The organism is Deltaproteobacteria bacterium, assembly GCA_019309545.1.
Taxonomy (GTDB): Bacteria; Desulfobacterota; Desulfobaccia; order Desulfobaccales; family Desulfobaccaceae; genus Desulfobacca_B.
In genome coordinates this window covers 1-6,891 of sequence record JAFDGA010000057.1, presented here as the reverse complement: position 1 = coordinate 6,891, position 6,891 = coordinate 1, and the positions used below count along the sequence as shown (strand labels likewise).

Genomic DNA, 6,891 nt, shown 5'->3' with positions numbered 1-6,891 from the left:
CGCTCCCAATTCGGCCAAAATCAGGGGTTTCAATTGGTTCAAGCCTTCCACTAAGGTGAGGTGGCCCAAGAGCTGGCGGGGGGTGAACATATCGCAGAACCGAGGCATGCCGTAATAAATGGGCCGATTGTCGTTGCCTTCCGGGAATTTCTCCGTCGGGATCAGGCCCTGGGCCTCCCATTGCGGCCATTTTTCCTGGAGGCGCTGCTCCGCGGCCTTCAGGGCGGCCAGGTCCCGCTCGTTGGGGGGTCGGAAGAAGCGCACCTTGCGGGTTCTGATTTGCCCTTTTTTGGGGCCGCTTTTATACCGCTGGGGCTGGCCGTGTTTATCCAGCACCGGCTCGAAGCGCACCGCCACCACACAGTAGAGCCGATCCTGCCATTGTCCCAGAGGCGATTCGCCGCGGGCCTGGGCCTTGATCTCGGTGTCGGCAATCGCCTGCCGGCAATGGACACAGGTGCCCTTGCCGTCCTTCACCGCGCCTGCCGGCAATGGACACAGGTGCCCTTGCCGTCCTTCACCGTGGCCAGGTTGGGGTCTTCCCCTTCCGGCCCTCTGCCCTGGGTAACTCGGTAGGTCTCAAAGCGCACCTTTCCTTGCCGGGCCCGGCCGTCGGTAATGATCTTCACCCCCCATTGATCACCTTCCTCCTTGGAGAGCCAGCAGGAGTTGAGCAGCGGCGCCTCCCCCCGGCAGTGGGGACAGGTCACCTGGCGGCAATAAATAAAACCGTCAAGCTTTTCTTTCTGATCAACGAACTGAGGCAATATCTCTGGGCACTCCTTTAAAAATTCATGCAATTCCTGACGCTGGACTTCCGGCAAGAATGAAGCTGGAAAGAATTTTTCCATTTGCTTTACCATGGGAAGCCGCAACTCTTTACCAAATCGTTCGATCTCGGCAGCAAGCTCAATACCGAATCTGGCTGGATAATCCAGGGTGGCATGGAGGATAACCGCTGCCACCGGGTTAAGTTCATTGGCGATCATCCGATAACCAAGTCTTAAGGCTTCAAAGGGGATTGAGCCTCCACCCGCGGTAGGGTCTAAGATAGTCAGGTCAGCAGTCTGATACTCTTGCATGGCAGTATAGGCTCGATTATAGCCATACTTGTCCTCGGAAGTCCGTATGCCTAACGATTTCTCTAATAAAATTCGATCGTTGGCCCCAGCCGGATCACCCATGGTCCTCGTTATTTCAAGTCTGTCGTCTGGGGTGGGGAAAGGCTCCGGCAGCAGTTGGCTCTCCTTCTCCCAGTGCAACAGTATCGGATCTTGAGCCAGATTCGGGTTACTGATTTTTATTTGTCCGATTAGATTAATATTTTCCTGGCGACGCTGGTTTTCCTTAGCAAGCGCCCTCAAAACTACCGCATCCACCGGCAGCACTTCTCCCCCTTGGCCGTCCGGTATCACCTTTGCCAGGAGATTGCCGTTCAGCGTCCAGGGCTGGCCGTTGACCAGGGCCTGGACCTTCTCTATCCCTAAGCGGCGCACGAAGAGTTCGGGATCATAATCAGCGGGCAACAGCGAGGCCAGGATGGCGGCCCGGCTGGGGGTCAGGGGCCGCCGGGCCCACCAGACATGCAAATAATAAAGGGGCGGTAAGGCGGAACTGGCACCTCTCTCCCGCTGCGTTTCCGCCCCGACCTGGTGGCATGGGAAGCCGTGTTCGATGAGCCGCTGATCATTGGGGGCCATGTTGTGCTCCTCCAGAGAGGTCAACTTGACTGCCTGACTCATAGATCATGTTGCCGTTTAAACTCTTCCCAGGAAATCTAGTCACCTCGGGCGACAGCTTCTTCTCCAGCCTGCATGGCGGTCCAATCTTCCGGATTCAAAATCTCAGTATCATACTCTTCTTCCAGCCGTGCATCAAAGGTATGCACAATCTTGTAAAACAACTCTCCATCCGGCCCCTGCAAGATTACCTTAATTTTATTAAGGAGTTCATCCAGCATTGTAGTCATAGACAATTGCCCCAAAATAACTGATAGTTATTCGGACACCACCTCTTTCCCTACCAAGAGGGTAAAAAACTAAAATTTATGGTAAGCCCGGCTCCGGGGCCGGATGGCCAGAACTTCTATGAGTCGGCGGCCTTCGTCGAGGTGGTAAATGATGCGCCAATCACCCACTCGCGAATAACGTTCTCCCTCACCCATAACCAACTTTTTCGATGTCCTGGGATTTAAGGGATTTTTGGACAACTCCTCTAACCGCTTGAGTATCCGCTGTTCTACCGAGTGATCCATACCAGAGAGATCCTTGATCGCATCCTTGGACAGAAGCAGCTTATAGCTCACAGCCTTTTGCCCTGGCGGTATTCTTCCAGGGTTAGACATTCCCCTTGCTGGATCTGCTCTTTGCCTCTCTGAATGGCTGCTTTATCCTCGTCGCTGAGCACTTGATCCTGGTAATCGCCACACCTGTCAAACAGCATTTTCACAATGCCGGTGAAGAGGTCACGGTCTGGCCCGGCGATGATCACCTTTATTTTCGTCATTAAATCCTGATCGAGTGACGTGTTGGTTTCCATCAGAGGCACTCCTATCATCTGTGGCATTGGTCAGTTAATAATGATCAATGGCAACTCCAAGCCGAGGAGATCGTCAAACCACCTATCCCGAGGTTCGTAAGCGCTCCAACATCTGGCTAACCGTCGCATCTCCCGGCTGGCCCGCCAGCATGATTCTTAACCCGGATATGGCCCAGCGGTTGGCATCGGGGCCGAAACTGGTGATCCGGGACAGCAGATAAGCTGCTTCTTCCCGCGTGAAACTGGCGACCCGCCGGGTGAGGAGTTCCACCCGGTCCAATTCCTTGACCCGGAGTTGCAGGCGGAAAATCAGGCCGAGCTTGGCACCCGCCTCTTCATCCAAGGGCAGGCTAAGTTGCCGGCGCAGACCATCCTGAGTAAGATAGCGTTGCAGTTCCAGAGGGATATCGGCCTGGTCTCTTACCTTGGCGACAATCTGCCGCAGGACCGGCAAAGCGCGGCGCTGCGCCTCGCCCCAGATATGCCCGATTTCCACCAGAGTTTTTTTCCGGGGCAGAGGCGACGGGCGCCGGCGCTGGTTATTGCCCTCGCCGATGAACTCCCGGCGTTCCTTGACCACCAACACCGGGGGCGGATAATCCTGCCAGGCGGTAATCCGAAGTGTGAAAGGTGCCCGGGATAAAAGAGGGGCCAGATACTCCTGGTAATGAGCCAGAAGATCAAACCGCGGTTTCCGGTTAGCCGGTTTTGCCATACCGGGGTCCGTTCAGCTTTTTTTGAGTTCTTGAATAAATAAGCAAGATTCGTCGGGATTGTCAATCTCCAGGTCCGCTTCCGTGGCTGCCCCCGGCTGGACCAGACCTCCCAGAATATCAAAAAATTCATCCAACTGCTTCATACCCTCTGGAGTTACATTCTCCAGGGTCACCCGCAGCCGGGCGCCAGGGGGAATTTCTAAATCCACCAGATCCAGGGCGCGGATGGTGGATTTGGCTCCCTTGGCATACAGGCTGCCCAGGCGGGAGAGCAGGGGAAGGAGGCGCTGGGCGCCCTCTCGCCCTGACAGAGTAAAAGTCTGGGGTGTGACATCCAGCCAGCCGCGTTTGGCAACTGTGGCAGGGGGCACTAAAATCGCGCCAGGGTCAACATTGACTACCATAACGCCCCGACCAAAAATAAGGTCGGGAGGTTTTTCGGTCTGCTCCGGGGTCCCTTGGTAAGATCCGATTTTGCCACTCTTCAGGAGATCTTTGATCTCAGCGTCGATGATTTTATTATCCACCTGGCCATAATGGTCCTGCAACCGGGTCTTGACCTCCTCTACCTTGACCGCCTCGCCCTGCTCCACAGTCCGATAGATGATTTCCTTGACTTTCTCCTTATCTACCGCGCCAGGCCCCCAACCTCTCTTATTGGCCCCTGGCAAGGTGATCAGACACCAGCCCTCTGCGGAGAGATCGAGAGCAAAGGGCAAGTCTCCGGTATCCCGGCTGTAAAATTCCTCCGGTTTGACGCTCTCCCCGCTGGCCAGGCGGAACAAGCACCAGGTGCCGCGGCTGACTCCCGCCCTGATAATCTGCTCGAAAAGGGCGGGACTTTCCAATACCGGCCAATGACGCTGCTGGGCAAAATTAGTCCGCAGGCTAGCCAAACTAGGAGTCTCAGTATTTTCAAAAAAGAGCTTGCCTAAAGCTACCAGTCTTTCAGAGGTGGCGGCCACCTCAGGGGTTAAGAGTTCTCCTTCCTCGATGAGTGCCTGGCGAACTTCTTCAATGACTCCAGCTCCCCCTTCTCCGGGACCCGCTTTAATTTCGCGATGAGCAATATAACCGGAGGCTGATGGATACCAGAGGGTATCATAAGCCTGGGTCATTGCCGTAATTAATCCATGTTCCCGTTCCCTAAGCTTGGCTTTGAATTCCGTCTCCACCAGGCGGGCGCTGGTGATGCCATAATTTTCTGGTTTGGCCTCCAGTCGGCGCATGGCCAGAACCGTGCGCGCCAGTCCCTCCAGGCGATTGAGCATCTCGGTGGCTCTGTTTGTCCTGTCCTCACCCCAGGTTTCGGATGACTCCCGCACGGTTTGCGGGACCAGCAAAAAGACCAGATTCTGGTTGAAGCGAGGACGGTTGGGACCTACGGTCAGAAAAAAGTTTTCGGCCTTAACTTCCTCGGCGTCGAGGGCGACCATACCCAGAACCGGCTTTTTGTCGGTATCGGGAAGGTGTTCTGGTAATGAAACATCGTGAACCACCTGGAAGGTTTGCTGCTGGCGGGTGACTACCTTCCGGGCCGCGGCCGCCAATTCTGCCTCGACCTGGTCGGTAGTCAAGGCTCGGCGGATCTGGTCCAAGACTTTATTAATGGAAGGCTCCAAACTGGCGAAGTAGCGACCATGTTGAAAGCGCAGATATAGGGGACCTTCCTCAATATCCTCAATTTTCTGTAAAGCCATTGTAATTTGTGGAGGGGTTAAGTCTGGAAAGGCAATGTCGAAGATTGCGTCAGCTTCAGTTACGCCAAAATATTTAGAGTCCAACCCTTCCGAACGACCGACCAGGCTATGTAAGAATACTGTTTTCCAGGTATACTCATACAAAGGATATCCTAAGGGATGAGGGTTTTTCTGGTCGGCCATTTGGGCATAGCTCCGGCCCAGGCTTAGGGTGCCGGAATCAGGGCCGCCAACATCGGCGTTAAGAATAGGAAACAGATCGCTTCCGGCCGTTCGCCCCAGAATCTCATCCACCATCCTTGAATCGGTTAAGGGAATGTGACAGGTGTGAATCATGGGGATCTTGAGGCGCTGATGCCAAATGCTGCGGGTCACCAGCGCCAGCGTTCGTAATACACCCCTGGTCCCCTGAAAGTTCTCGATAGTGGAAACCTTTTCGGTGAGAAAGCGGATGAATGTGGGATGAAAGGGATAGTGGGCTACCATGATCTCGCGAAAATCAACCTGTGAGGCTCGAGTCGGTAAGGCAGAGGCATGGCTTTCGTACATTTTCATATAATCCGCGGCGGTTTCCTCTGCCGCCTGGGGATCAATGAACTCAAACAACCTTTTGGCAAGAATACGGGAAATTTCTGCAGCTTGAATTGGAACTATCGTGGTGGCATCCCGAGCTGCCACACTACGGATGTCTTTTTCGGCTCTTTGAGTCAAGGCGATGACTTCTTCCTCATCAATATCTTGGCCTTTGACTTTGGAGACTAAATTTTTCAGCCTTTCGGTTTCTCTGGCAAAGGCATCGGTAGCACTTGCCAAAGTAAGAACTACGGCGATTCCTGAATGGGTTCTGGCATATCCATGTAAGGCCAAAAGAAAGGCTGCCAGGTTGGCGGCGCCATCTGGACGAGCAGCCTGCAGTCGGACGGCATATTGGGCCAGCTCATCCATGATAATAAGAACCTTACGGTCTCCTAAGACAACATCAAAATAATCCTTCCCCGGAGCCGCATACGAGGTCGCATCGGCCTCGACCTCCCGGTAAAGGGGTTCTCCGCCAACTTGAAAAGCAATTTCCCCCCAGAGAGTATAAGGCAATAAGGCGGGACCTTTGGGTTTATGAACCGGCAATCCATCTCCGGCAATCCCTACCACTTTAACCTCACCGGGCATGGGTAGCATACTTGTGGGGATAATATCCTCAACCGCTGCGCAGAGTTCTTGCCCTTTATAACCAAGATGTGCTAGAGCAATAAGGATATGGGTTTTACCGCCCCCAAAGGCAGTTTCCAGGCGATGAATAGCGGGTACAGTATCATCTCCGGCCAGCCGGCCAAGTACGTCTGTTAGAATCAGCTTAAGATTTTCAGTGTGATAGGTAGCTTCCCGGAAAAATTTCAGTCCATCTGTATATACGGAGTGAATTATGCTAGTTCTTCCCTGATAATAATCCATCACCTGGCTGAGACTAGCAGTAAAAATCTCAGGGTTGAAAGTTCCCGAGATAATGTCATCGAGGGGCTTGCATGTTTGAAGAATGGATCGCATTGATACCTCGCCCTCCATAATGGGATGCTACACCATTTGGCTAATCTATTATAGCACTTAATGACTAGCTTCGTAAATGAATATAGCCAAGAAATATTATCGCTTCAGCCGCAAGGGATGTCGGACAAAAAAGCTGATAGAATTAAAAGAGCTCGCTCAATAATTGAAAATTTCCCCTTCTGGTTTTCAAAGGAATTAAAAAGGATTTAAACTACATAAAGCCCTACTCAGTTCTATGTCGATTAATTCTAAAAGGTCCTTCCGACTTTTCCGTGGGTGGAGATGTGATATAAAGAGTCCCCGAGGAGGGGATTCTGATGCGTGATACCGAGCTTTATAAACAAATTTTGGGCCTTGAAAGTCCCTGGTATGTTGTCAGAGTAGAGTTGCAGGTA

Annotated in this window: 7 protein-coding genes; all 7 read right to left on the bottom strand. The window is 53.1% G+C overall.

Annotation, left to right across the window (positions count from 1 at the left end):
* A partial coding sequence (locus JRG72_11215) for a DUF1156 domain-containing protein (protein MBW2135773.1) occupies window positions 1–477 on the bottom strand: 477 nt, incomplete at its 3' end.
* A complete protein-coding gene (locus JRG72_11210; protein ID MBW2135772.1) occupies window positions 474–1,700 on the bottom strand; it encodes a DUF1156 domain-containing protein in 1,227 nt (408 codons plus the stop codon). The genes JRG72_11215 and JRG72_11210, both read right to left, overlap by 4 nt.
* Before the next feature lie 77 nt (window positions 1,701–1,777).
* On the bottom strand, window positions 1,778–1,969 hold the full coding sequence (locus tag JRG72_11205) for a hypothetical protein (protein MBW2135771.1): 192 nt from the start codon (window positions 1,967–1,969) through the stop codon (window positions 1,778–1,780).
* 69 nt (window positions 1,970–2,038) lie between these two features.
* Window positions 2,039–2,305, bottom strand: a complete 267-nt coding sequence (locus JRG72_11200; GenBank protein MBW2135770.1) for a type II toxin-antitoxin system RelE/ParE family toxin — start codon at window positions 2,303–2,305, stop codon at window positions 2,039–2,041.
* On the bottom strand, window positions 2,302–2,538 hold the full coding sequence (locus tag JRG72_11195; protein MBW2135769.1) for a hypothetical protein: 237 nt from the start codon (window positions 2,536–2,538) through the stop codon (window positions 2,302–2,304). Before JRG72_11195 ends, JRG72_11200 begins: the two co-directional genes overlap by 4 nt.
* Window positions 2,539–2,620: 82 nt before the next feature.
* On the bottom strand, window positions 2,621–3,253 hold the full coding sequence (locus JRG72_11190; GenBank protein MBW2135768.1) for a hypothetical protein: 633 nt from the start codon (window positions 3,251–3,253) through the stop codon (window positions 2,621–2,623).
* 12 nt (window positions 3,254–3,265) lie between these two features.
* Window positions 3,266–6,496 carry an ATP-binding protein gene (locus JRG72_11185; protein ID MBW2135767.1) on the bottom strand — a complete coding sequence of 1,077 codons (3,231 nt, stop codon included), beginning with the start codon at window positions 6,494–6,496 and terminating at the stop codon, window positions 3,266–3,268.
* Between the last annotated feature and the right edge of the window lie 395 nt (window positions 6,497–6,891).

Coding starts and splice junctions, on each gene's coding strand:
- JRG72_11195 (MBW2135769.1), bottom strand. CDS start 2,538: ATGGAAACCAACACGTCACTCGATCAGGATTTAATGACGAAAATAAAG.
- JRG72_11210 (MBW2135772.1), bottom strand. CDS start 1,700: ATGGCCCCCAATGATCAGCGGCTCATCGAACACGGCTTCCCATGCCAC.
- JRG72_11185 (MBW2135767.1), bottom strand. CDS start 6,496: ATGCGATCCATTCTTCAAACATGCAAGCCCCTCGATGACATTATCTCG.
- JRG72_11190 (MBW2135768.1), bottom strand. CDS start 3,253: ATGGCAAAACCGGCTAACCGGAAACCGCGGTTTGATCTTCTGGCTCAT.
- JRG72_11205 (MBW2135771.1), bottom strand. CDS start 1,969: ATGACTACAATGCTGGATGAACTCCTTAATAAAATTAAGGTAATCTTG.